Source organism: Candidatus Zixiibacteriota bacterium (assembly GCA_021159005.1).
Taxonomy (GTDB): domain Bacteria; phylum Zixibacteria; class MSB-5A5; order UBA10806; family 4484-95; genus JAGGSN01.
In genome coordinates, this window is sequence record JAGGSN010000200.1 from 1 (window position 1) to 24047 (window position 24047).

The 24047-nt window shown below is 40.7% G+C and carries 21 protein-coding genes; 8 read left to right on the forward strand and 13 right to left on the reverse strand.

The window, feature by feature from the left end; genetic code table 11:
- The first annotated feature begins 556 nt into the window (after positions 1–556).
- The 3 genes from J7K40_12730 to J7K40_12740 are packed head-to-tail and all read left to right on the forward strand — an operon-like array spanning position 557 to position 6817.
- Entirely contained in the window at positions 557–2674 is a 2118-nt protein-coding gene (locus J7K40_12730; GenBank protein MCD6163257.1) for a GAF domain-containing protein, read from the forward strand.
- A gap of 11 nt (positions 2675–2685) precedes the next feature.
- Complete coding sequence (locus J7K40_12735; GenBank protein MCD6163258.1) at positions 2686–4710, forward strand: hybrid sensor histidine kinase/response regulator; 2025 nt, start codon at positions 2686–2688, stop codon at positions 4708–4710.
- A complete protein-coding gene (locus tag J7K40_12740; GenBank protein ID MCD6163259.1) occupies positions 4694–6817 on the forward strand; it encodes a response regulator in 2124 nt (707 codons plus the stop codon). The genes J7K40_12735 and J7K40_12740 overlap by 17 nt, the downstream gene beginning before the upstream one ends.
- A gap of 89 nt (positions 6818–6906) precedes the next feature.
- Here the strand turns inward: J7K40_12740 and J7K40_12745 are convergent, their stop codons facing one another.
- The 8 genes from J7K40_12745 to J7K40_12780 all read right to left on the reverse strand — a co-directional run bounded on the left by J7K40_12745 (position 6907) and on the right by J7K40_12780 (position 12069).
- Entirely contained in the window at positions 6907–7803 is an 897-nt protein-coding gene (locus J7K40_12745; GenBank protein ID MCD6163260.1) for an ATP-binding protein, read from the reverse strand.
- A 26-nt stretch (positions 7804–7829) separates the two neighbouring features.
- A complete protein-coding gene (locus tag J7K40_12750; protein MCD6163261.1) occupies positions 7830–8168 on the reverse strand; it encodes a NifB/NifX family molybdenum-iron cluster-binding protein in 339 nt (112 codons plus the stop codon).
- Entirely contained in the window at positions 8165–9031 is an 867-nt protein-coding gene (locus tag J7K40_12755) for an ATP-binding protein (GenBank protein MCD6163262.1), read from the reverse strand. The genes J7K40_12750 and J7K40_12755 overlap by 4 nt, the downstream gene beginning before the upstream one ends.
- A 3-nt stretch (positions 9032–9034) precedes the next feature.
- Entirely contained in the window at positions 9035–9292 is a 258-nt protein-coding gene (locus J7K40_12760) for a hypothetical protein (GenBank protein MCD6163263.1), read from the reverse strand.
- Positions 9293–9335: 43 nt separating this feature from the next.
- Positions 9336–9725, reverse strand: coding sequence for a DUF5320 domain-containing protein (locus J7K40_12765; GenBank protein MCD6163264.1), 390 nt, complete (start codon positions 9723–9725; stop codon positions 9336–9338).
- Between the two features lie 24 nt (positions 9726–9749).
- Complete coding sequence (locus J7K40_12770) at positions 9750–10112, reverse strand: NifB/NifX family molybdenum-iron cluster-binding protein (GenBank protein ID MCD6163265.1); 363 nt, start codon at positions 10110–10112, stop codon at positions 9750–9752.
- Positions 10113–10143: 31 nt separating this feature from the next.
- Complete coding sequence (locus J7K40_12775; protein ID MCD6163266.1) at positions 10144–10518, reverse strand: hypothetical protein; 375 nt, start codon at positions 10516–10518, stop codon at positions 10144–10146.
- A gap of 180 nt (positions 10519–10698) precedes the next feature.
- Entirely contained in the window at positions 10699–12069 is a 1371-nt protein-coding gene (locus J7K40_12780; protein MCD6163267.1) for a sigma 54-interacting transcriptional regulator, read from the reverse strand.
- Between the two features lie 296 nt (positions 12070–12365).
- Here J7K40_12780 and J7K40_12785 point away from each other — a divergent pair, with 296 nt between their 5' ends.
- The 3 genes from J7K40_12785 to J7K40_12795 are packed head-to-tail and all read left to right on the forward strand — an operon-like array spanning position 12366 to position 15122.
- Positions 12366–13100: a class I SAM-dependent methyltransferase gene (locus J7K40_12785; GenBank protein ID MCD6163268.1), complete on the forward strand. Its 735-nt coding sequence runs from the start codon at positions 12366–12368 to the stop codon at positions 13098–13100.
- Entirely contained in the window at positions 13093–14583 is a 1491-nt protein-coding gene (gene accC, locus J7K40_12790) for an acetyl-CoA carboxylase biotin carboxylase subunit (protein ID MCD6163269.1), read from the forward strand. The genes J7K40_12785 and accC overlap by 8 nt, the downstream gene beginning before the upstream one ends.
- Before the next feature lie 32 nt (positions 14584–14615).
- Positions 14616–15122: a biotin/lipoyl-binding protein gene (locus J7K40_12795; protein ID MCD6163270.1), complete on the forward strand. Its 507-nt coding sequence runs from the start codon at positions 14616–14618 to the stop codon at positions 15120–15122.
- Between the two features lie 161 nt (positions 15123–15283).
- On the opposite strand, the gene J7K40_12800 is transcribed toward J7K40_12795, so the two are convergent.
- Positions 15284–17938, reverse strand: a complete 2655-nt coding sequence (locus tag J7K40_12800; GenBank protein MCD6163271.1) for a right-handed parallel beta-helix repeat-containing protein — start codon at positions 17936–17938, stop codon at positions 15284–15286.
- A 318-nt stretch (positions 17939–18256) separates the two neighbouring features.
- Here J7K40_12800 and mce point away from each other — a divergent pair, with 318 nt between their 5' ends.
- Both mce and J7K40_12810 read left to right on the forward strand, forming a co-directional pair.
- Positions 18257–18664 carry a methylmalonyl-CoA epimerase gene (gene mce / locus J7K40_12805; protein MCD6163272.1) on the forward strand — a complete coding sequence of 136 codons (408 nt, stop codon included), beginning with the start codon at positions 18257–18259 and terminating at the stop codon, positions 18662–18664.
- Positions 18665–18677: 13 nt separating this feature from the next.
- The gene (locus J7K40_12810; GenBank protein ID MCD6163273.1) at positions 18678–20177 is read left to right on the forward strand and encodes a T9SS type A sorting domain-containing protein; all 1500 of its coding nucleotides are present in this window, start codon (positions 18678–18680) and stop codon (positions 20175–20177) included.
- 193 nt (positions 20178–20370) lie between these two features.
- Here the strand turns inward: J7K40_12810 and rdgB are convergent, their stop codons facing one another.
- The 4 genes from rdgB to smpB all read right to left on the reverse strand — a co-directional run bounded on the left by rdgB (position 20371) and on the right by smpB (position 23814).
- Positions 20371–20973 carry an RdgB/HAM1 family non-canonical purine NTP pyrophosphatase gene (gene rdgB / locus J7K40_12815; GenBank protein ID MCD6163274.1) on the reverse strand — a complete coding sequence of 201 codons (603 nt, stop codon included), beginning with the start codon at positions 20971–20973 and terminating at the stop codon, positions 20371–20373.
- A 65-nt stretch (positions 20974–21038) separates the two neighbouring features.
- Positions 21039–21866: a glutamate racemase gene (locus J7K40_12820; protein MCD6163275.1), complete on the reverse strand. Its 828-nt coding sequence runs from the start codon at positions 21864–21866 to the stop codon at positions 21039–21041.
- The gene (locus J7K40_12825) at positions 21863–23371 is read right to left on the reverse strand and encodes an N-acetylmuramoyl-L-alanine amidase (GenBank protein MCD6163276.1); all 1509 of its coding nucleotides are present in this window, start codon (positions 23369–23371) and stop codon (positions 21863–21865) included. Before J7K40_12825 ends, J7K40_12820 begins: the two co-directional genes overlap by 4 nt.
- Positions 23368–23814 carry an SsrA-binding protein SmpB gene (smpB, locus tag J7K40_12830; protein MCD6163277.1) on the reverse strand — a complete coding sequence of 149 codons (447 nt, stop codon included), beginning with the start codon at positions 23812–23814 and terminating at the stop codon, positions 23368–23370. The genes J7K40_12825 and smpB overlap by 4 nt, the downstream gene beginning before the upstream one ends.
- Positions 23815–24047 lie beyond the last annotated feature (233 nt).

The following is a 24047-nucleotide window of genomic DNA, read 5'->3' on the forward strand; positions in this document are numbered from 1 at the left end:
ACACTGCCCACGTCATTCCCAACTTGATTGGAAATCCAGAGATTGATCATGCTAATAGCTCATGTCTGTCGGCGGACAGGCATGAGATATTATGCAAAGCAAAAAAATAGAACATGGGTGCTTATAAAGATATTCTGACGGCCTATTGTTTCATAGGTTATGGTTTAAGCAAGTTTAATTTATCGTATATCAATTGGAGAATTCTGTTGAAAAGACCGGACAGTAGTGATAATTATTGCAATTTAAAAGCCCCCTCTTGAGAGGGGATTTAGGGGTTTGTTGACGGCTGCAATAATAATAAGACAGCTAACTGATAATTCACTTTTCAGGGCGGTTATTTTTACTAAAATGTGTAATGATATAGATTCATAGCTATTTCTTATATTATAGTTACTGCCATAATCAAACTCCAACCTGCCTGCCAGCGGGCATGGCTGCAAAGTCCGGGATAAATTATCAGGGCAAAGTTATATTTTATTAAATCAAAACTCACAAAATTGGTAAAAATACCGACTAATATAATAAAAATACAATAAAACAAAAGCTGGAGTTAAGTATGGTATTGGTGCATCAGAAGCTAATCTGGCTGGTAGCTTTGATAGCGGTTTTTATAGCCTTCGCAAAAATTAAATCGGGCTATTTTATATATCGTTCCAAGGCTTTGAGGATTATGACTTATGGCTGCGGATTGCTGATATTTGGCAACCTAATCGGTTTGGCAGGTTATATGGGCATATTCGGCGCCGGTTACAGCAAGTCGATTATATTTTTTGTTTTCGAGTCGGTCATCGGCTATATCGGCGGTTGGACAATGCTTATCTGGGGTATGTCGTTATGGCTGCCGTATCTGTTTTCGGTTTCAAGCCGTCTTCAGAAAAAAAATAAAAGCGTTAAATTATACGAATCGATATCAAGGGTTTCGGCATACGGCGACGCTTCGCCTTCAACATTTAGTAAAATTGCCGCTTCCGTAATTGACACTTATGGTTTCCAAGCTGCATCGCTTCATGTTTTGGGTAAGGATAACAGGCTTTCACTTTTTGCCTCGGTTGGCTTAACTGATGAATCCAAGAAATTTATCGGTGCAGTGGAAAACAGCTTGTATGATAAAGTATTTCAAACCGGCGAGATTTATCAAGCAGATGAAAACATTAAAATTCATAAGGATATAATAATCGAGACAGTAGAAGGTCTTGTTGTTGACGCTTTGGCTATGCCGGTAGATTTTGGTATTAAAAAAGTTGGTGTATTAACAATATACACTAATCATCCACGCGTATTTTCCCAGGAGGAATTACAGATATTTGAAGCTTTCTGCGTTAATCTTGGGTTAGCATTTTACAGGTCTGGTTTGCAGAGGTCTATTAATCTGCATAAATCTTTCAGCGATTTCATATCGGTTATGCTAAAAACAGCCCGGTCTGAAGATAATCTTAACAGCCGGGTTATCAGATTGGCCAAGTTATTTAAACAGTATATGACTTTCAATACGATTAACCTTTATCTCTACGGCAACGGCGCCCCGCATCTGCTCGATTTTAATCTTCAAAACGGCGGAAAAGTAATCATAGAAAAAGGTTATTACAGTAAAGATAATTTTCATCCGGTAAGATGGGTTATGCAAAATAATCGAGGCTTAACTCTGCCCGATAACGAGAAATTGATAAACGCTGAGTATAAAACTCCCGGTATCATGGATATGCTTTATACTCCGGTGGTGATTGGCGGGAAAACAATTGGCGTGCTGAGCCTTTCGGTTAACTCCGCTCATAAATTCAACAATAAAGATATGATTGCGCTTGATGCTTTTGCTTCGGTAATATCAGGCTCCGTATTAGAGGAACTTAATGCTGATCTATCGGCAGAAACATTTAGAAAAATCGGAGCTGTAAAATATTCGCTGGAAGCTGCGCTTGATCAGGAATATTCCGACGAAATTTATCGTGAAATAGCTAAAATAATTACAGAGAATACACCAAGTACATTCTGCCGAATTATGCTTTTGGATAATGATAGGAAAACATTTCACACGGCCGCAATTTATCAAAGACGGGAAATGGTGTGGGATGAAAGAACAATCGCCAGTATACCTGCCGCCGAGCTGTATACTCATAAAAAAGCTATTGCTCAGGGCAAGCCGATAATTGTCGGGCATAAGGAAGATAAGCAAATATTCTCCGAACTCGAATCAAAACTGCTTCTTCCAGAAGGCATTTCCCAATGTATGATAATCCCGATAATTGTAGACAGCAAATCTGTCGGAGTTGTTACGATAGGGGAGAGCCGCAAAGCCAACCGCAATCGTTTCGACTCTGAGACGATGGTATTTGCGGTTATGCTGACTAATATAATATCGATGTATCTCTGGCAAAAAGAGAATATTGCAACAAGAAACATCCTTGCAAATTCAAATAGAATAGCCAATAAGCGTCTTAATGAAATGCAAAATCAGGCTGATGTATTTAGAATGATTACCGGTTTTAACAGCCGGATTAACGGTCCCTTAGCGGGTATAATGGCATCCTGTGAATATCTGAAAACGATGCCCCTTGCGAATAAAAAAGAATTGGACAAATACATAAGCTCGATAAACAAAAACGCTGTTAAAATCCATAAATTATCCAGTCAATTTGCAGAAGCGAAAGAATCGATTGAGACTATTCTGGAACGGTAACATAATATTTTATGACAGCTTTTATAGAACTATATACTTCCGTAATAATGCAATGGGTATTCGTATCCGACGCAAACCAAATTTTCGCCGGGTTTGATGTCAATGGTATGTTTCCTTTCGATTGTATTGGATATATAAAAATGCCAGCCTATATTTTGTTGATGGCGGCAATTTTTGATACATCGGTGATTTTCACTGCGCTAAAAAAAATTAAGATTCCTAACAGGTCAAGTTCCAAAACAAATTCACAGTCAATTAAAACAAAGTTGACAGAAACAGAAGCATCATCTTTTGGTAAATCTACTGCTAATCAAACGGAAGATTACTATGATCGTTTTGAAGATGTCGTTGATAATAACGAAATATTGAAAAACAATAGCTATGCGCCATCATTTTCTATAAACACTCCACAGAATATAGAATTATTAGAGCAATTGGAACGAATGAATAAAATTACCCGTATAATAAAATACATATCCTCTACTCTTGATATTGATGAATTGTTTAGCAAATTAATCAGTTCGCTAACAGAAATTGCCGGATTCCATTGGGCTGCTGTAGTTTTTACTGATGATATGGAGCCTTGGGAAAGCAAATGGAAATTGCCTGATATTAAAAGCATGGAAAAATATCTTAGGAAATCTATCGGCAAACCTGCTCCTGTTTATTACCGCATAAATAAACTTGAGTTAGCTCCATCTTTAAGGGCGTATTTTAATAAAATGAATATAACTAATGCCGCCGTTTCTCCAATTGGCGGCGACATTAAAGCCAGAGGATTCCTGCTTGTAGGCAGTTCTAATCCGGATGGTTTCAATTCACATGATGATTTTATGCTTAAGGATATCTTGCAAGTTCTGGATGCTGCCGCAACAAATGCATCAATTCACAGCAACATTAAAAAAGCATATAGAAGCCTTGTGGAGACTCGTGAAAGACTAATCCAAGATGAAAAATTTAAAGCTCTTGGAGAAGTAGCTGCCGGTATTGCCCATGATTTTAAAAATATTCTTTCCGCTATTATGGGGCGGGCGCAGATACTGCTTAAGATAAATGAAGGAGCTAAAAATATTTCTAATGATGTTTTAGTTAAAGGTCTTGAGACTATCGAAAAATCTGCTTTTGACGGCATTGAAATTATTTCCCGAATTAACGAATCTACTCATAACAGAATTAAATCACAACTCGTCTATATAAATCTCAGAGAAATAATTAATGATACTATTGAGATGACAAGGCCCAAGTGGGAGAATAAAGACGCCGGTAAAAACATAACTATCAAAACAAAATTCAAGACAGAACCAATTATTAGAGCTAATCGCCATGAAATGGTAAGAGTGTTTTCAAATCTTTTGCTAAATGCCGTTGAGGCTATTGAGACAGATGGAGTTATTGAAATAAAAGTTCTGATGGAATCAGATAAGGCTGTTATTTATTTTAGCGACAACGGGTCGGGAATGAACGAACAAACAGTTAAGATGATATTTGATCCGTATTATACAACTAAAGGGAAAATGGGAACCGGTCTTGGTTTATCGATTGTGTATACGATAATAACCCGTTATAAAGGCGAGATTATCGTTAATAGCGCTCCTGGCAAGGGAACGACATTTCAAATAACTATTCCATGTCAGCAGGATGCTCATACTCAAGCCAAAATATCTGTTCTCATAGTAGAGGATGATGTTAATCTTCGGAATGTACTTCATGATATCATTATAGAAATAAGCGGGGATGTGTATACTGCAGGAAGTTATAACGAGGCAAATAGAATATTAATGGAACGTCCTTTCGACATGGTTTTAACCGATCTGGGTTTGCCTGATGAAGATGGCTGGAAAGTAATCGATAAAGCAAAATATTATTCGCCTGATTCCCTGATAATCCCAATGACAGGATGGCAAAAAGAAATCGATAAAGAAGAAATTACATCAAGAGGATTAACAGAAGTGCTGCTAAAGCCATTTAAAATTGAGCAAGTGCAGCAGCTAATTCAAAGAGCAATTATAAGGTATAAAAATGTCCTTAGAGTTTAATAGCATTCTTGTTTCGCCTATATTCAAAGCAATAGTATCGAACCCAAATCAAAATTTGGATGCTGATTATTTTGCTCTTATTATTATCGATAATAATTTTAATCGATATGAGTTGTTGTTAAGCAAGGAAATCAATAATCTGGCTCAACTTGAAGAAGACATTGAAAAAACAGCACTAAACGCTTGGGAATTATGTTGGCAGAACAGCCTAAAATATCTATGCGCAGACGATGATTCTTATAGCAGGAATCCTATCTGCGAAATATTATCCGAAAGCCTGCAATGCCGGAAAGTTCTAATGGTTCCATACGAGCTTGCGAATATTGGAGGAGGCTTTTTAGTATGGTGCTGGCAAACCCAACCGCCGGATTTTGAAAAAAGCTTTATTGAAAATGCAACACATATTGTCAAACAGGTATCGATGTCGCTAATGCTTGTTTTTAAAGAACGAAAAAGCCAGGAACTCAACGCCAAATTAGCCGCTTTACTTGACCTATCTACATCGATTTACTCATCCTTAAACTATACTGATGTCTTAGAAAAAGCCGTTAATTTGTCAATGAAAATTGTCGGGGCTGATGGCGGCACAATTTTTACTCTTGATAAAAAAACGGACTTGCTTATGCCGTTAATTACCATCGATACTGAATATGAGGATAAAATATCGCAAATTACTCTGAATATAGGCGAGGGGATTACTGGTTTGGCGGCGAAAACCGGTAAGGGAATTATATCAAATCATTCCGAAACTGACTCGCGCTCATATCATGTGCCCGGAACTCCTGAGGATGAACCCGAATCGCTTATCAGCGTACCGCTAACTTGGTCGGGGGAGGTTTTAGGAGCGATAACGCTGCGCTCAACCAAGTGCAAACAATTCGTTCGGGATGATCTTGACATACTTACTATTTTTGCCCGTCAGGTCGCGGACGCCATAAAAAATGCCAAGCTTTACGAGAGTCTCGACAAAGCTTATAAAGAGCTGTCAAATACTCAGGAACAATTAATAATGACAGAGAAGCTCAGGGCATTGGGTGAAATGGCTGGCGGTGTGGCTCATGATTTTAATAATGTGCTTGGTACTGTTCTGGGAAGAACGCAATTATTGATGCGTGAAATTGATAATAGCAGATGGCTAGATCAGCTTAAACAAATCGAAGAAGTTTCTATCAAAGGTGCTGATACTGTTCAGAAACTGCAAAACTTCACTCGAGTATACAGTACCAGCCAGTTAGAGCAGGTAGAATTGAACGAAGTTGTGGAGGATGCTATTAAGCTAACAAAGCCGCGATGGAAAGATGAGAGCCAGCACAAGGAAATAATCATCGACTTGACTTTCAAACACGGCAAGCTTATGCCAATTATGGGAAATCGAGCCGACTTAGTTGAGGCTATTTCTAATATTATATTGAATGGTGTTGATGCGATAACCGAAAAAGGCGTTATCCAAATCGAAACATTTATGCAAGATGACCGAGCGGTTGTAAAAATCAGCGATAATGGCGCAGGCATGTCGGAGAAAACTTTGAACAGAGTATTTTTCCCGTTCTATACAACCAAGGGCAATCAGGGAACCGGTATGGGATTGGCGGTTGTTTACGGCATTATCAGCCGGCATAAAGGCGAAATCGATGTTGCCTCTAAAGTCAATCGGGGGACAGTTTTTAATATATCGTTTAAAACCATCGAAGAATTACAAACCAAAACTAAAGTTGAAGATACCAGGGAAGCAATAAGCGATATTAAGGCGAATGTTCTTGTTATTGATGATGATGATAATATCCTTGATGTGCTTGGCGATATACTTGAATTCCTCGGTCATACTGCGACAAAAGCATCAACAGGCGAAGAAGGAGTTGAATATTTCAAAACCAAAGATTTCGATATCGTATTAACCGACCTTGGCATGCCTGGCATCAGCGGATGGGAGGTTACCCGGATATGCAAATCATTGAAACCGGAAGTGCCTGTGGTGATGATATCAGGTTGGGGTAACCAGATAACCGATGAGATGGTTGCTGAAAGTAAACTTGATGAAGTTATTGCCAAGCCGTTTGAAATGAACAAGATTAAAAATATTATTCAAAGAGCGCTGGCAAAAAAGTAATCACTTGGGAAATACAGCTTCCAAACGAAATCTATAAGATATAACAGTTTCTCTCAACTATTTCAGATTAAACGTCCTTAATGCAAAATCTATATTAATGCTAATTCTCCAATAAGATTATCCCACATAAGCTTTATCTCATCTGTCAAGCTGCCCGTTGTGTACTCAGGTATGGTTATGCCTTTAATCTGAGCCGCTGTAAAAGCATTGTCATAGCGGATATTTCCCAGTATCTTTATCTTTTGTTCGCTGCAGTAGTCGCTTATCTCCTTTGAGACAGATGGGTTAATATCCCATTTATTAATGCAGACAGTCGCCGGAATATTGAAATGCTTAGCAAGCTTATTTACTCTTTGAAGATCGCTCAATCCGGCAATAGTCGGCTCAGTAACAATCAAGACAATATCGGCGCCGGTTATCGATGATATTACCGGACAGCCAATACCCGGAGGCCCATCAGAGATGATGTAATCCAGCCCATCTTTTTTTGCGATTTCTTTAGCATGCTGTCGAATTTGAGAAACTAATTTCCCTGAATTTTCTTCGGCGATACCGAGTTTGGCATGAACCATCGGCCCAAAACGAGTATCTGATAAAAATAATTCCCCGTTTTTATGCTGGTTGAATTCTATTGCTAATTCAGGGCAGAAATATGGGCAAACACCACAACCCTCACAGGCAATAGGATTAATCTTGTAAACCATTGAATTGGGTTCATCTTGGCGTTTTTGATATGAAATAGCATTATACCGGCAGAGGTCATCGCAGATACCACAACCTGTACATAAATCGGGGTCAATCTTAGCTAATTTACCGCCCATGAAATCCTGACTAGTTTTAATTTCAGGATTCAGCACTAAATAAAGATTAGCGGCATCGACATCGCAATCGGCTAATACCGATTTTGACGCCAGAAAAGCAAAGGAAGCGGTAATGCTTGTTTTGCCGGTGCCGCCTTTGCCGCTGATAACTACAATCTCTTTCATGTATTCAAGGTCTTTCTATATCTGCTTTAATGATCGCAAATATTGTCGCCTGTTGTTAGAATACCGCTTAAAAAATCCGCTACAATCTTATCCGGAGTATCAGGGTTGGCGCCAACTATAACTTTGATATTAAATTGATTGAAAAACTGCTGAGCGCGCATGCCCATACCGCTGGCAATTATCAAAGTTACGCCTTTCTCCGAAAGCCATTGTGGTAATACTCCCGGTTCATGAGCAGGAGGTGTAAGCTCGGTTTTATTGATTATTTTATTGCTCTCCGAATCAACCTCTATAACGGTAAAATTCTGACAATGTCCAAAATGAGCGCATAATTTACCATCCGCTACAGGTATTGCAATTTTCATTTAGTAACCCTTTCGATATTTTTCTGCCACTTAGTTATTTCATTGATAATATTCTCAAAATATATTTTATATTCCGGCAAGGCTTCATAAATAATCTTACCCTTAGAATAAGACTCCGCTATCCTGCGGTCATCTGGAATTTCGGCAGTAATCGGGATATTCTCCCGTTGGCAGTATTCCTGCACTTTGTTGTCGCCGCTGCCGGCTCGGTTGATTATCACCGAATAAGGGATATCGAGTTTGCGCACCGTTTCAACCGCCAAACTTAAATCATTTAAGCCGAAAGGAGTTGGTTCGGTTACCAAAAACACATAATCGGCATCGCTAACAGTTTCTACCATCGGACATGCGGTACCCGGCGGAGCATCAATTATAACATCCTGATATTCAGCGAATGCTTTTTTCACATCTCGTATTACCGGCGCTGCCGATGGTTCGCCAATATTTAGCTTGCCTGAAACATACTGCAAATTTCCTTTATGACCTATCATAACCACGCCTATTTCACGGGGAGATTCTGTAATGGCTTTGGGAGGACATACTAACTCGCAGCCTCCGCAGCCATGACACAACTCAGGGAAAACCAGAACCTTATCCACAATTACAGTAATGGCGCTGAATTCGCAAATATCTTTGCACTTGCCGCAGGCATCACAAAGTTTTTCATCCACTACCGGTATGGGAATGACGGCAGGCCATTGCCTGTCTATAATCGGATTCAGAAATAAATGGCCATTTGGTTCTTCCACATCACAGTCGGCATAGCAAACCTGCTTAGAATTTTTAACTATCAAGCTGGCTAAATTGACTGCGATAGTTGTTTTCCCTGTGCCGCCTTTCCCGCTGGCTATTGCTACTTTCAAACTCTATCCTTGCCTGGTCATTAATGCGCCGCATTGAGGGCATTTTTGCTGGGTACAGGGAATGCCGAGCTGATGCTGAGCAGTGTTCCCGCAACTTGGACATACGCATTGTCCGCCCGGTCCTATCCCTGCTCCACCTTGACGACCGCGGCCGCCCTGACCGCGTCCTATGCCGCCGCCTTGGCCGCGACCGGTGCCGCCGCCTTGGCCGCGACCAGTGCCGCCGCCTTGGCCGCGACCACCTCCTCTATTACTTGGCATTAAAAATCCTCCTTAATTAAATGTTTAAATTGTTCTGAAGTCATCATTTTTCGTTTTGGGAACTTTTTTTACTTTCGAGACCTTCAATTCTACTGCGAAGGTCTTTAAGCATCGTAGAAAAATACTTTTCCTGCGACTTTAATTCTTTGACTTCATCAACAGCCGAAACATGAGGGTAGTAAGGTTGTTCATATGGCTGTACGTATGGTCCTTCTGCCATAAACGGCATTCTATACCAGCCGCCGCCGCGACCACCACCTCTGAAACCTCTACCTAAGCCTCTGCCGTATCCCATACCAAAGCCGCGGCCGTATCCGCCGCCGCCGAAACCTCTGTTGGCATAACCGGGCATGCCGCTGCCAGTACAAAAACCAGCTGCACGACCCGTTCGCGGACCAGCTCCTGATGGTCCTGTTCTATCTCCTCCTGGCATATTACACACTCCTTTCTGAGTATTTTATTCCCAATGCGATTGAACATCAGGTGAATTTGATTTTTTATATTGCCCTTCCTTGAATTTGTTCACAGCATCTTTAACTTTCCCCTCAACACCGGTAATAACTTTAATTCTGGCGGCCTGAAGAGTCTGAAAGGCTTTTGGCCCGCAATGACCGGTTAAAATCGTTTCGACTTTATGATTGGCTAAAAGCTGGGCTGTCTGAATACCGGCTCCTTGAAGCATGTCCAGATTTTGCTTGTTGTCAATAACTTTAAGTTCATCGGTTTCCGTATCGACAATATGAAAATACTGCGCTCTACCGAATCGAGTATCAACTTCGCTATCCGGATCATTTGAATTAGCAGTAATGGCAATTAACATAGCTTCTCCTTTTATTTCTCATCTGAAAATTTTATAAACCTCGTCTGTGCCTGCGTCTTCGTTGAAACCGCCCACGGCATCCGGGCATCATCAGGTTAGGCTCGTTTAAACCATCATTGATGAAAGCCTCGATTATATTATTGATATTTCCGCACAACCATGGAAATACTTTGATACCCTTTGTTGAAATCATATTGTTGCAGTATTCCGATAATGCGCCGCATAGAATTATAGTAGTATTTTGGTCTTTAAGATAATCAATTTTTTCGACTAAGGATCTGCCCGATAGATTAATAGAGCTTTGCTTAGCAATTTGACTATCCCGAATATCGGTAATCAGGAAATTCTCAGCGGTGTCGAGAACTGGCGATACTCTTTGTCTCCAATACGGCACAACAACTTTCAACTTATTTCTCCTTTCGCATATAAGTTAAACAAAAACAATGCCAAGTCAATAATAAATATCGCAACGCCATGATATAATATGAGTTATGCAGTTAGGGCGAATTCATTGCAGATGTTAATAAATTATAATCAGTTGCATATTTGCAATAGTATATAAAATATAGGTAGCGTTATTGCAATGTCATTGATTGTTTTTAATGCGGTTATTAGCGCTTGAGGGTTTTATACCCAGTTTCTGTATTTTTCTATACAGGGTAGTCTTATGTATGCCAATATCTTTGGCAGTTTTACTGCGATTCCAATTGTTTTTTTCGAGCATGTTTAATATAAACTGCTTTTCAATATTCCCCAATGAATCAAGTTTGATATTGCTTGAAACAGTTTTCCCCTTGTATGTTTCATCCGGCAAATGATGCGGTTTGATTATACTCTCATTTGATAGAGCGAATACATGTTCAATTATGTTTTCCAACTGACGAACATTACCCGGATAGTTTAAGTTCATCAAAATATTCATCGTTTCGGGAGAGGCGCCTATTATTTCTTTTCCTTTTAGTTTATTGAATTTGTTTATAAAATGATCGACCAAAAGCGGAATATCCTCTTTACGCTGCCTTAATGGGGGAAGCTCGATTTTAACAACATTTAAGCGATAATATAAATCTTGCCGGAATTTGCCTTCCTCGACTAATTTCGACAAATTTTTATTAGCCGCTGCAATTACTCTGGCCTCCGATTTTTGAGGTTGAACGCTGCCTAAAGGTTCGTAGGTTTTATCTTGAAGCGTCCTCAGAAGTTTTACCTGCAGAGCGGGGGTTATATCACCGATTTCATCTAAAAAGATTGTTCCTTTATCGGCCAACGCAAATCGTCCCGGTTTATCTTTTTTAGCGTCCGTGAAAGCGCCAGCCTTATAGCCAAACAGCTCCGATTCCAATAGTGTATCGGGTATTGCCCCGCAATTTACTATTATAAACGGATTTTTCCGGCGGTCGCTTAAATTATGACAGGCTGCTGCCGCTAATTCTTTGCCGGTGCCGCTTTCGCCTTGAATTAATATAGTACTATCGCTTTTGGCGGCGGCTGGCAATATATCAAAGATTCGCTTCATTTGAGGGCTTTTGCCGATAATGTCTTCAAATGTGTATTTCCCCTGAAGTTCTTTGCGAAGCTGTTCTACCATACTGAGGTCGCGAAATGTTTCTACGCCGCCAATGATTTTTCCATCATTATCTTTTAGAAGCGCTGTTGAGATGCTGATAGGTATCTTTTCTCCGCTGGAGTTTATTATAAAAATCAACTTATTAACTATCGGTTTTTCGGTTTCTATCGTTTGACGAAGCGCGCAATCGGTTTCACAGATGCTGGCTTTGAAAACATCACAACAGGATGAGCCGATAGCTTCCTCCTCTGAAACGCCGGTTATTTGTTGAGCGGCATTATTAAAGGAGGTTATTTGCCAGTTTTTATCAATAGTGAAAACACCATCCGTGATACTGTTCAGGATTGAAGAGAATTGCTCGCCTTTGAGTCCGGTATTATTTTTCCGCATATTCTGACCCTGTTTAATCGCCAAAGCTAAAACCTAAAACCTTATTTATATAATCTCAAAACGCTAAAAGAACAATAGATTTATTCGTATAAATGTAGTTAATGGCCTTTAAGCCTGGATTTTGTGGTTTGATTATTCACACTTTGTGCTGTCGGAAATTACTTCCGACAGCTCTGGCAACCGAACTTCTAATAAGCTTAGGGGATTATCTCATTCATAATTTAGTTGCGCTACAATAAAATATATTATAATGATAAGAAGATGATGATATACTTTTTAAGAATACAGGACCAACGATGTACGAATTTGAAAAATATCTGCCCAAAATAAAACAGAAATTCCCGAACTATCGCTTCAGCTGGGAAATTTTAACCGACCTGATGCTTGAACATACCGCCCGTAAACCCTACTGGCTCGATATCGGCGCCGGCGCTAATGTTCTTATCGAGGAACAACCGGGAGCTGAATTTGGAGTAGGACTTGATGTTGAAAAACCGGAGAAATGTTTCACGGATTTAAAAAGCGCTTACTGTGTAGCCTCAATATATAATATTCCCTTAGCGGACAACACATTCGATTTCATAACCAGCCGCTATACTTTCGAGCATCTGGAATATCCCCAAAAAGCCTTCACGGAGGTTGTACGGGTGATGAAGCCGGGCGGAACTTTCATCATGCAGACAACGAATGTTTTAAACCCGCTTCTTTTTGCGGCAAGGTTTATCCCGTTCCCGATTAAAAAAGTTATACTAAAAAAGATATTCAAAGACAACCCCTCCGGCATATTTAAAACTCATTATAAAATCAATACTCCTTCTGCAGTTGTATCATTGGCAAATATTAACCGAATTAAAAAGGATTTGATTTTAGAGGAGCTTATCTTAAACGAGGATATACTTTGCCAGAGAAAATTGTTGTTTACTTTGACCTTCCAAATGTATAAATTGATAAGATTGTTTGGCGCGGATTCGCTTATGGGAAATATAATAGCGGTTTTCAAAAAGAGAATGGTAAAACAAGCTGATGTTTAAAAAAATACTAATTGCTAACAGGGGAGAAATCGCGGTTCGGATAATCCGAGCCTGCCGCGATCTGGGAATCAAATCGGCGGCAGTATTTTCGGATGCCGACAGGTATGCCCAACATGTGCGTTTAGCGGATGAGGCATACAATGCAGGACCTCCGCCGTCTGCCGAATCATATCTTGATATAAAGAAGATTATCGAAATCGCCAAAAAATCAGGCGCTGAGGCTATTCATCCAGGGTATGGATTTTTAGCTGAGAATTCGGTATTTGCCGCGGCGGTTGTCGATGCCGGTATAGAATTTATAGGTCCGCCTTCGGAAGCTATCAAAATGATGGGTGATAAACTTGCCGCTCGGGCAGCTATGATAAAATCCGGCGTGCCTATCGTGCCCGGTACCGAAACTCTTATCGAGGATGAGGAAGAATCATTGCATACCGCTAAAGAGATTGGCTTCCCAGTGCTTATCAAGGCGGCGGCTGGCGGAGGCGGCAAGGGGATGCGGGTTGTGAACGACCCCAAGGATATGAAATCTGCCATGCGGGGCGCTGCCAGCGAGGCTAAAACCGCTTTCGGCGATGACAGGATGTATATTGAAAAATACCTGCCTAAGCCAAGACATATCGAGATACAGATAATAGCCGATAAGCACGGCAATTATGTTTATCTCGGCGAGCGCGAATGTTCGATTCAGCGCCGTCACCAGAAAGTTATCGAGGAAGCACCGAGTCCGGTAGTCAATAACGAACTTCGCTATAAAATGGGCCAAGCGGCAGTAGCTGCGGCTAAGGCATGCAATTATTCAAACGCCGGAACGGTAGAGTTTCTCGTTGATGCCGATATGCAGTATTATTTCCTGGAGATGAATACTCGTCTGCAGGTAGAACATCCGGTAACCGAGATGATCACAGGCCGCGATTTGGCGACAGAGCAAATCAGGATTGCGGCGGGGGAGAGGCTGTCATTCAAACAGGATGATATTAGCATATCAGGGCATGCAATCGAATGCCGTATTTATGCCGAAGACCCAGTCGATTTTCTACCTGCCGTAGGAACTATCAATCACTACTGTGAGCCGGCAGGGCCGGGAGTAAGAGTCGATTCGGGTGTATATGAAGGAGTCGAAATATCTGTTTATTACGACCCTCTTATAGCCAAGCTAATCACGTACGGTGAAAACAGACATCAGGCAATCGCCAGAATGAAGCGCGCTCTGGATGAATATATAATTACCGGTGTTACCACTAATATATCATTCCATCAAAAAATTCTCGACAATACGGCTTTTATTGATGGCAAACTTTCAACACATTTTATTGCTGAATACTACGAAAAACCGGATGAAATGACCGACAAAGAGCAGTTGGCAATCGCCGTAGCGGCGGTATTAGAAGACCACACACGGAAAAATATTGCGGCATCATTTAAGAAGACCGATAACAAAAATTGGAAAATAAGCGGTCGTCCCGGAAGTCCGAAATGTTTTTGATAGACAAGTATGCAAACAGGGATTGTTTATAAATGATTTACAATGTCAAAGTCGATGATAAAGATTTTAAGATTGAGGTAATAGAGGGGCAAAAGAATTTAAAGGTCAAGTTTAACGGCAGGACTATTAAGCTTGATGATTATAAAGCAAGCTCCGGACGTATGACAACGCTTCTTCAGGATAACCAGCCTTTCGAGTTTGAGATATTTAAAGAAAACTCGGCCTATTATTGCTGGCATGGTTCGAGAGTTGCCTATTGCGAGGTGATAAGCGAAAAGACGGCTCGTTATTCGAAGCTTATGGGCAACAGTGTTGGCGCCGGCAGAACTCATATACTTAAAGCCCCGATGCCTGGTTTGATAGTTAGGATAGAGGTGAAGCCGGGACAGCAGGTCAGGAAGGGGGATGGCTTGATTATTGTCGAGGCGATGAAAATGGAAAACGAACTGAAAGCCAGTCATTCGGGCACTATCAAGGATATTAAAATTGAGGTCGGGGCGGCAGTAGATAAAAACCAGCCATTGATTGAATTCGAATAAATACAAATAAAAACTTCCGAAGAGCTTTAGCAGCTTGCGTTTTTACATATATATATAACGCGTAGGGGCGTATTGCATACGCCCTATTTTTATTAAACCGTGTTTAACAGCAAAGAGTTTCTGTGGTTGGCATACGTCCATATATGCCAACTTGCATTATACTACTCGCAGGGCGGCCAGCCCACAGGCGGGTTATCCGGCAGGTCATCTGATGTAAACCAGGCCGGAGGATAAGACGGGCAGTATGAAATGAAGTCTTCACCCTTGAAATACCTAACCAGCTTGATTACATCACTACCCATTATTATGCAATCACCGTTAATATCAGCGGAGGCCCAGAAACCATCGAACAAACATGGCTGGCTTGATTGTATGCCTACGAAATAATTGACCATGTATGTAACATCACTGCCCATAGTTTGCGGCGGCCAGATTCCCAAATACATATTAGCATCACCCATAAGATACTCATATTTGGGCCAAATATGCAGACAGGACCAGTTGACAATAAGATTATAACCGGGACCGCCAGTTGAATCTCCGGCATTTGGTTCTTGATAAAGGTCGCGTCCGATATCTATTGCATCAAAGACCGTTGTATCATTATTAAGTTCAATATCAGCAAAGTGAACTCTAAAAGATAAACCTAATGTAGGCATTTCCCAATGTCCATAATCAAAATAATCCAGTCCGAAACCTACAAATGACAAACTGCGCCAACCTTCGGAAAGAGGCGGATTACTATTTTCATTACCAAAACTCGCATCATCCCAAGTAGTGAAGGGATAAAAATACTGGCAATCCGCCGGATTGAAAGAATCGACATAGCTTAAATTAATTCCCATAGGAAAACATAAACTCGCTGCATAAATATCGGGAGCACCTCCCATAAAGTAAATAGGAATATCGAACCAAGTATTGGGAGCCGTGTGAATAGTATCATACCAGCTGTTTTCGCCGAAATATCCACCTACCCAGATATAAAGTGAATCCTCAGCCAATGGTACCATTGCTGCATCGAGAGTTACCGTGTCGTTTGCCTCAACCTCTATACCGGTAATAACAATATCGTTAAAACCAGGTTTAGAGAAAAAGATATCATGGATACCTTCACAAACTAAGGGCAGTGTATAGTTACCATTGATATCAGTATAAGCAGTTAATGATGTAATGTCCAAAGTAGTAATAGTTACGCTGTCAAGCGGACTTGATGATAATAAATTTATTATATTTCCGGTTAATACATTTGTACCAATAGTTAGAACAACATCAATTTCTAATGTATCACCATAGCTTAAAGAAATATCAGCGATATTTGTATCGCAATAATTGGGGTTGGAATAGAGTATTGTATATGTGCCAGAATCTAAATAATCAAGCTGATATTCACCATAAATGTTTGTTGTGTCATTAATATCAGGTCTATCTTCAACTTCAACATAAACGCCTTCTATCAATTCCAAATCAGAATTAGTAATAACTCCGGAGATTACACAAGGAGTTCTGTAAGTCAAATTATATTCAGTTGTGTCATTTTCTAAAACGAGCACATTAGTAATAGTTGTGTCATAATAGCACGGATGTGATAACAGTAAATTATAAGCGGCTGGCGCATTAAGATATTCCAAAAAATATTTGCCGTTTATATCAGTTGTATCGTTAACATCATAGTTAACCGCTTCAACTTGTACGCCTTCAATAACCTCGCCCAAGGAATTGGTAATAACACCGGAAATATGTCCGGCATCATAGTAGCCTTTATAGTATAAAGCTCCTATATCGGCAATTGTACTGTTAGGGTCTAATGGAGATGATGGATCGCCAGAGTCAATACAGGGAGAGAGCGATGTAAGATTATAGTTATTAACTGAAGTATCTGCAAACAATGGATCCACATATATATTGCCAACTTCAGGCGCAACATTATGATGAGCGCCCCAGCTATTATTACAAAAACAATTATATGAAAGATGAAAACTGTTGCTGCTATTATTAGTGTTAAAACCATATGCGTAGTTGTTAAATATTATGTTATTTCTTATATAAGTGTCAACATGGTTATGAACATAACCCCAAATACCTCCGGAACCATATCCTCCCGAATTATTACATATAGTATTGTTTTCAATAATACTGCCGCTTTGATCGATTCTAATGATGGCTTTAAATCCAGCATGATTTTCAAACATAATATTATATCTAATAATAGCTGCGCAGTCAGATAAATATAAAGCCATACCTTTATCGCCTGCCTCATTGTTGTAGAAATAATTCGAATCAATCAAAGCCATGTAATCAATATCGCAATTTCTGCCAAATATGCCGGCGCCTTGAGAAGCATAATTATTTCTAAATATATTATTTCTTATAATCAGAGCCGCATTAGAGCAAAAATAGATTCCTCCTCCCATTCCATTGCTGTTTGAATTATCTTCAAAGATACAATTTATAATTACCGGAGATGAACTGCTGCATTCAATTCCACTGCAATCGAAAGCATTTCTAATCGTGAAGCCATCCAAAACAGAGTTTGTATCTTCTTGACTATTGAATGTTGCTAAAGCTAAATTTTCTACATCTCTTTCAATTATTGTCATATAAGCGTCTGCGGCGCTTTTTACAACTATAGCTTTACCGTTAAAATTTATATGCTCTGCATAAATCCCCGGCTGAACCAGCACCGTATCGCCGCTGCTTGAGGCATCAATGCCCGCCTGAATCGCAGCATAATCATCAGGCACATTGATTGTTATCGCCAAAACCGATGATACGGCTATAATAGCGACAACCATTGCGTAAATAAATAATTTGCTCATATTATCCTCCTACTCAATGTAAGTATTTATCAAAAAAGTCAATGTTAATAATATATATCAAAATATAATAAACTGTCAAGATAAACCTATTTACCAGGCCCAAAATCTCCCCTTGCCCTCCAACCCTCAACCTATTTTTTAGGCATAAAATTTACATTTGTTATATTAGATTATTGATTATATTAATATGGCAGGAGCATTTAGTTTTATCTTATGAATTAGCCTTTACATATCATGCAAAATACTGCATCTTAATTGGAAAAATGGCTGCTTAGGATAGCGCAGTGCGAACGTTAATGATTTGTAAGGGAGAGGGAAATGAAAGTATTGAATATTGACCATATCGGAATTGCCGTCAAGCAGATTTCTGATTCGATGGAATTTTATAGTAGCGCCTTAGGCTTGAAACTTGGCGGGACAGAGGAAGTTCCCGAAAGACATTTGAAAGTTGGTTTTATAGAAATCGGCTCTACGAGAATCGAACTGATTGAATCAACATCGGATGAATCCGCTATTGCCAAATATATTGAAAAGAAAGGCGGCGGACTTCACCATATCTGTCTAAGCGTGGATAACATAGTTGAAGCCCTGACGCATATGAAAAACAAAGGATTCAAGCTTATAGATAACGAACCTAAAGACGGAGCCGAGGGATCGAAAGTTGCCTTTGTTCATCCCAAATCCGCCGGCGGGGTTTTAATAGAATTAAAGGAGTTGCCTCAATAAAAGGAGTTTTGCTATGAAACGGTATATAGTAATAAGTTTTATATTGTGTATGATTATCAATGCCAGCGTTTTTAGTCAATCTTTATTCGATGGCTGTTCATCGGCAGGCGCTATCGGTCAGAATGTAATATTTAACTGCGATTTCTACGACCCGATAGGATTGCCCGATGTAGAGGTTGCTGTGCGCTACCGGCCGCAAGCTGATGAGGAGTTTATCGACAGCAGAATGGAGATTATAGGCGAGTTCCCATATTATGCTTTTACCTATGAGACCGAAGCAGCTTTTAATGGCAATCCCGGCATAGTTGAATACTACTTCTCAGGCGGCACCGATTCAATCATGGTAACGCAATCGCCTAAGAATACTAACGATCAATTTCCGCCGCCGTCCTATAAGTATGGCGAATTTCCGCCGGATGCAGTTGGGGATACTTCCGATGGTTCGCTTGGTGGTTGGCTCGATTTAACAGGCAGCGGCGTAACATATTCCGATTCGCGTGTATATGGCTATCTTAACAATGTTGATGATACCTGGCCCACAAGTCAGGGAGCTAATGTATTTGCTTACGCTTTGGGTTTTGTTTCTTTGAGTGGTTTCGATTCGACGCTTTATGCCATGATGTATATTAATGTGCCATTCGTTTACTCGCCGGGTTTATATAAACTAAGCATGGCAGACACCTCGATAACACGGTTGGGCGATATCGATTATACTATCGATGACGGCATTTTGCATATGGCTTGTGATATCGAAACATTCGAAAATGACCCCGACTGGCCCGGTTGGCCGCCGCCTTATGGATTCTTGATTACGCTGGGAATATCAATGACCATTGGCTTCTCTGACGTGAGCATAAATGATATAACCTATCCGACTTTTTATGAGCCAACCACATACTTTCTAGATTTTGATAATAACCATCCGCCTGAACTATCGGGATATAGCTTTACAACCGTACCGGGTGTAACACTTACAGCTAATGTCGATTATTATGATCCCGACAGCAATCTACCGGTTGTTCGATTGCTGTTTTTTGATTGGGGCTTTTATGATATGGGAAGCTTAGACCATATTTATTCGGATACATCCGAGTTTGAAAAAATCCTGCCCTGGCCAGGTGAGGGTTGGCATTATTATCATTTTAAATTCTCCGATGGTGTAGATACTATATCCACGCCGCAAGATTCCATATACTTATCATTCACAGGCGTTGATGAACCCGCATCAGTGCCGGGTCAATTCAGTTTAGAGCAGAATTACCCCAATCCCTTTAATGCGAACACGGTAATTGGTTTTAGTATCGAACAATCCGCTCGGGTGAATATTACAGTTTACAACCTGACCGGAGGCAAAATCGCCGAGATATTAAACTGTCAGATGAATGCCGGCAAACATTCGGTAATCTGGAATGGCATCAATAAAGAAGGGGAGACCCTGCCATCGGGAGTGTATTTCTATCGGTTAACAGTTGATGACAACACCATCACGCGCAAGATGACATATCTGAAATAGGATTTATTGCTATTAAGTTTCAGGCTGTACGCGTAGGGTCGTATTGCATACGCCCCCTCTTGTTGCCGAGCAGCGCTTGGTAACAAGAGGAAACACTCCCATTAGGGTTTGTTCCTAATAGCAGTCATTGCGAGTCCGCCTTAGGCGAACTCGCAATGACTCTCTTTTATCTTTTGTGAATAATACGGGCTTATTATTTAAACTTCTCAATAATAATCGGCAGGATATTCACCAGCGCATTATGACGATGACTTATCTTGTTCTTTTCAGTGGCATCCAGTTCGGCTAAGGTCTTTCCTCTTAATGGCTCTAAAAATAGCGGGTCATAGCCAAAGCCATTATCGCCCCGTTTGGTGTCGATAATCTCGCCCTCAATGGTTCCATCAGCGGTATGAGGCACTCCCTCGCTGTCGATGAATGCCATCACCGTGCGGAAACGAGCAGCTCTGTTGGCTGATAATGCCTTGCTGACCTCGCTTAGCAGCTTTCGGCAATTATCATCATAGGTGGCATTTTCGCCGGCATAACGCGAGGAAAATACACCGGGCGCGCCGTCAAGGCAGTCGACCTCCAAGCCGGTATCATCGGCAGCACACGGCAGATGATATTTATCCCAGACCGCTTGGGCTTTAAGCAGGGCATTTTCTTCGAGAGTTGCTCCGGTTTCCTCAACATCCGGGAAATCGTCAAAATCGGCAGCGGATAGAATTTCAATATCGGTGCGCTTTAAAATATCTTTTATCTCGGCGAGTTTGTCGCGATTGTTGGTGGCGATTATTAGTGTGTGTTTAGTCATAATAATTTAATGCGTCAAGATGGAAGTCAGCCTTAGCGGACGACAGCCTGACGCTCGCAGTATTATCAATACATATTAATATCAATCTTCATTGCCTTATTAATCTGCTTGCCGACAAAATATTTGCTCATCCGCTTTAGTTTATCCGGTGTATCCGAAACATAATATCTATGTGCTTTTACCCTTTTCAAGGTATTATACAAATTCAAATCTCCCAGCATCTCATTAACCGACCGCGCTGTCTCATCGGCAGAATCGACCAACCTCACCTGACGCCCCATAACTTTGCTGATAACTTTCTTCAAAGGCGGATAATGAGTACAGCCCAGCACTAATGTATCGATATTTTTCTTTTTCATAAATTTAAGATAGTCCTCTGCTATCAAGTAAGCGGCTTTCTTATCAATATAGCCATTCTCGGCTAAGGCTACAAACAACGGGCAAGCTAAACCGAACACTTTAAGCTTGGGGTTTATTTTAAGAAGGGCTTTTGTGTATGATAATGATTCGATAGTGCCCTCAGTGCCAATGACTCCAATTCTGCCGCTTGTAGTATATTCGGATGCCGCTTTGGCGCCCGGTTCAATCACCCCAATCATAGGGATATTATAAATATTTCGGATATAGTCCAGCGCCTGGGCGGAAGCGGTATTGCAAGCAACAACAATAAACTTAACCTGCTGTTCCAGAAGAAAATTAACATTCTGCCGCGAGAATTTCTTAATTATCTCAGCCGAGCGGATGCCATAAGGGAAACGTCCGGTATCGCCGAAATAAACCACTTGTTCATCGGGCAGTTGACTGAATAGCTGTTTTACAACAGTTAGGCCGCCCACTCCCGAGTCGAAAACGCCGATAGGTTTATTGGAGCTTGATTTATCGAAACTGTTCATTTCATAGCTTCATATTTTTTCTTAAATTGAACAACGGATTGAGTTATTGCCTTAGCGATATTCTCACGAGTTTTGGCGCTTTTTAAAAGTTTCTCATCCTTTTTATTTGAAATAAAGGCGGCTTCAACAAGCACCGCCGGCATATAAGCCTTATTAAGCACAAAAAAACCAGCTTGGTCAACACCTCGACTTTTTATCTTGGTAGCCTTCTGTATATTTTGCTCAATCAATGCCGCTAAATCAGCAGATTCCTTTAAAAATTCGCTTTGAACCATATCGAGAAGGATAAAATCGAGGTCGGATACATACTCTTTTTGACTTTCGGGAGTCTCAAACTGGATAGAGGCATTTTCTAAAGCCGCCGCCGCCCGCGCTTGGTCGGTTTTGGCATCAGATAAGAAAAACGACAAAAAACCGCGTGCCTTCTTGTTTGTAGAGGCATTAGCATGGATACTTATAAACATATCAGCGCCCGCTTCATTGGCGATTTTTGTCCGGTCGCTTAAGGCTATAAAATTATCATAGTCGCGAGTCAGAATTACTTGGAAGCCTTCATTTTCGAGCATATTACTTAAAGTTTTACTTAAAGCAAGGTTAAACTCTTTTTCCTTAAATCCGGATGAACCAATAGCGCCATTATCCTCACCGCCATGCCCGGGATCGACAACGATGACATTAATAAGATTGTTTCGCATTTTGGCGGTCGAATTAGGCGTATATGAAAGCACGGTATCGGCAAATCCTTCCCCCTTTATCATTATCTGGATTCGCAGAGGGTTGCTTTTAAGCTTGCTCACAAAGGTGAATTCACGCGGCCTGAGCCGGATTGATAACTGAGCCGAGTTGTCAAACTGATAGGCCTTAGTATCGTATATAGCCTTATCCGGCCTCTTGTTTTTAAACATCATAGTATCGATTTTGCCCTGATACATAGTTAATATGACCCAATTATCGTTAGTTTTGACTACATCATACTTGAGTTCCTCGGTGATAAATACCTCAATCAGTAAGCCATTTATCTTTTGCTGAGCCGTAAGGCCAACAATATTATACAATGCCGGAAACAGCCCTATCGATTTATCTTTTACTGAATATATCAGGTCATCCGGCATCAACTTGTCGATAACCGGTATGAGATATTCCACAGGCGCGAAAAAATCCCCGTTATAGAGAATGATATTCTTATGGATATTGTAGCTTTTATCGCCGACTGTGATATACTGCGAAAAAAGAGTATAGCTTAAGACGCCGTTCTCTAAATAGAGAGAGCCGACACCCTTTCTTAAATCAGCCTTGTTGGTGATTTCTAAGAATTTTGCCAGGTCTCTTATCGAAATATACTTTACATAACCATAATCGGTTGAGGCGATATCTGTCTTTATGTCTTTCTCGACCCAGACCGCCTTAATACCCGCCATAGCAGGCAAGGAAATAAAAAGCACCATGATGCATGTCGCAAGCTTCAACATTGCTGTGTTATACGATGAAATCAGATTGCGGTTCATTGGTTATACTTAGCCGCCCTTCTTAAGTCTCTGTCGGCATCGCGCTTGGCGATTGCCTGACGTTTATCATATTTACGTTTACCTCTGGCTAAGGCGATTTCAATTTTAGCGTATCGCCCGCTGAAATACATTCGCAGCGGCACTAAGGTAAGCCCTTGCTCTTCGGTTTTTGCCTTAAGTTTGCGAATCTCTTTTTTATGAAGCAGAAGCCGGCGAGGGCGTTCCGGGTCATGTCCAAAATGCGAGGTTTTATCATAGGGGGATATATGAAAATTATACAGTATAACCTGCCCATTTTTCAGGGCGGCAAAGGAATCCTTAAACGATATTTTGGAGGCTCTCACCGATTTGACCTCGCTGCCAATCAGCTCGATTCCGGCCTCGTATTTATCTATAATCTCATAGTTATGCCAGGCTTTGCGATTGGTAGCCACGGTTTTTATTTTAACATCATCATCCACGAGGGCGAATATAGGATGGTTTGGGTTATGTTTCAAGGAAATATTTAGCGGGGGAGTGATTTAGTTTGCGAGTTATTGGAGATATATGGCATCGCGTAGGGGCGTATTGCATACGCCCTATTTACCATCGAGATACATCAGCTGCCACATACGCCTATAATCCCCTTGACATGATAACGCAATAACTTATATTATAAAAGTACTTCTGGAATTTC

Bases quoted from the DNA above. Each gene is read 5' to 3' on its own strand.
- J7K40_12825 (MCD6163276.1), bottom strand. From the start codon at position 23,371: ATGAACCGCAATCTGATTTCATCGTATAACACAGCAATGTTGAAGCTT.
- accC (MCD6163269.1), top strand. From the start codon at position 13,093: ATGTTTAAAAAAATACTAATTGCTAACAGGGGAGAAATCGCGGTTCGG.
- J7K40_12745 (MCD6163260.1), bottom strand. From the start codon at position 7,803: ATGAAAGAGATTGTAGTTATCAGCGGCAAAGGCGGCACCGGCAAAACA.
- J7K40_12730 (MCD6163257.1), top strand. From the start codon at position 557: ATGGTATTGGTGCATCAGAAGCTAATCTGGCTGGTAGCTTTGATAGCG.
- J7K40_12760 (MCD6163263.1), bottom strand. From the start codon at position 9,292: ATGCCAAGTAATAGAGGAGGTGGTCGCGGCCAAGGCGGCGGCACTGGT.
- J7K40_12765 (MCD6163264.1), bottom strand. From the start codon at position 9,725: ATGCCAGGAGGAGATAGAACAGGACCATCAGGAGCTGGTCCGCGAACG.
- rdgB (MCD6163274.1), bottom strand. From the start codon at position 20,973: ATGACTAAACACACACTAATAATCGCCACCAACAATCGCGACAAACTC.
- J7K40_12735 (MCD6163258.1), top strand. From the start codon at position 2,686: ATGACAGCTTTTATAGAACTATATACTTCCGTAATAATGCAATGGGTA.
- J7K40_12770 (MCD6163265.1), bottom strand. From the start codon at position 10,112: ATGTTAATTGCCATTACTGCTAATTCAAATGATCCGGATAGCGAAGTT.
- mce (MCD6163272.1), top strand. From the start codon at position 18,257: ATGAAAGTATTGAATATTGACCATATCGGAATTGCCGTCAAGCAGATT.
- J7K40_12810 (MCD6163273.1), top strand. From the start codon at position 18,678: ATGAAACGGTATATAGTAATAAGTTTTATATTGTGTATGATTATCAAT.
- J7K40_12750 (MCD6163261.1), bottom strand. From the start codon at position 8,168: ATGAAAATTGCAATACCTGTAGCGGATGGTAAATTATGCGCTCATTTT.
- J7K40_12800 (MCD6163271.1), bottom strand. From the start codon at position 17,938: ATGAGCAAATTATTTATTTACGCAATGGTTGTCGCTATTATAGCCGTA.
- J7K40_12785 (MCD6163268.1), top strand. From the start codon at position 12,366: ATGTACGAATTTGAAAAATATCTGCCCAAAATAAAACAGAAATTCCCG.
- J7K40_12740 (MCD6163259.1), top strand. From the start codon at position 4,694: ATGTCCTTAGAGTTTAATAGCATTCTTGTTTCGCCTATATTCAAAGCA.
- J7K40_12780 (MCD6163267.1), bottom strand. From the start codon at position 12,069: ATGCGGAAAAATAATACCGGACTCAAAGGCGAGCAATTCTCTTCAATC.
- J7K40_12795 (MCD6163270.1), top strand. From the start codon at position 14,616: ATGATTTACAATGTCAAAGTCGATGATAAAGATTTTAAGATTGAGGTA.
- J7K40_12820 (MCD6163275.1), bottom strand. From the start codon at position 21,866: ATGAACAGTTTCGATAAATCAAGCTCCAATAAACCTATCGGCGTTTTC.